The 1,187-nt window shown below is 42.5% G+C and carries 1 protein-coding gene; it reads left to right on the top strand.

The genetic code is table 11. The annotated features are described in order from the left end of the window. Positions 1-71: 71 nt before the first annotated feature. Positions 72-1,147 (top strand): IS3 family transposase gene (locus ACPEPR_RS13775; RefSeq protein WP_104487443.1). Its coding sequence is split into 2 segments (ribosomal slippage): positions 72-324 and positions 324-1,147, totalling 1,077 coding nucleotides; the frame shifts between segments, so codons are not numbered across the junction. Positions 1,148-1,187: the final 40 nt, after the last annotated feature.

The raw sequence follows: 1,187 nt of genomic DNA, 5'->3' as shown, positions 1-1,187 counted from the left end.
GGTAATCCCCCCTAAAAATAAAAGGATCTAAAAGTAGAATTTTCTCTTAAGATACGAGCAGGAGATTCTGCATGAAAACATCTAAATTTACTGACAGCCAGATCATGTCCATTTTAAAACAGGCGGAGTCTGGCACACCTGTAGCCACCCTTTGTCGTGAACATGGCATGAGTAATGCCACGTTTTATAAATGGCGTGCCAAATATGGCGGTATGGATACCTCATTGATGGCTCGACTGAAAGAGCTGGAAGCAGAAAATACCAGACTAAAAAAAATGTATGCTGAAGAGCGATTAAAGGCAGAGATTGTTCAGGAAGCAATGTCAAAAAAGTGGTGAAGCCATCTTGCCGACGTCAGATGGCTCAACAAGCCGTTGCCCTGCATGCGGTTAGTATCCGTTTAGCTTGCTCTGCATTTGGCATTAGTGAAACCTGCTACCGTTATCAGGCTAAACTTTGCGATGACAATGCATTAATTGCTAAACAGCTCATTGAACTCACTGAGGAAAATTCCGATTGGGGATTTGGTCTGTGCTTCTCATATTTACGACATGTTGAGAATCACTGCTGGAATCACAAGCGGGTTTACCGCATTTACTGTGAGTTGGCACTAAATCTGCGTATTAAACCGAGAAGAAGACTAAAACGGCACGCGCCTGAACCATTGAAAGAACCAATCCGAGAAAATCAGGTCTGGTCATTAGATTTTATGCATGATCAGCTGATCGATGGTCGAAAGTTCCGATTATTAAATGTGATTGATGACTACCGTCGAGAAGGCTTAGCGATTGAAGCAGGATTCTCATTACCTACAATCCGAGTTATTCGTACGTTGAATCAGTTGCTGGAGTGGCGAGAAAAGCCGTTAGTTATTCGGTGTGACAATGGCCCGGAGTTTATCAGTCATGAATTTGTACGCTGGGCAACTGAACAAGGTATTCGTATTGAATATATTCAACCAGGTAAGCCACAGCAGAATGCGTATATTGAACGTTATAATCGGACTATACGTTATAGCTGGCTAAGCAAGCATCTATTTGACACACTGGAAGAAGTACAAGATTATGCAACGAGTTGGCTGTGGCATTACAACTATGAAAGACCACACCAAGCAAACAAAGGAAGGCCACCTCTAATGGCTGCTTAACCTCTACTTTTAACTTCGGTTATTTATGGGAGGATTACCA

The organism is Acinetobacter sp. AND/436, assembly GCF_049546925.1.
GTDB classification, from domain to species: Bacteria; Pseudomonadota; Gammaproteobacteria; order Pseudomonadales; family Moraxellaceae; genus Acinetobacter; species Acinetobacter indicus.
The sequence above is the reverse complement of the archived record's forward strand: the minus strand, read 5'-3'. Positions and strand labels throughout refer to the sequence as shown.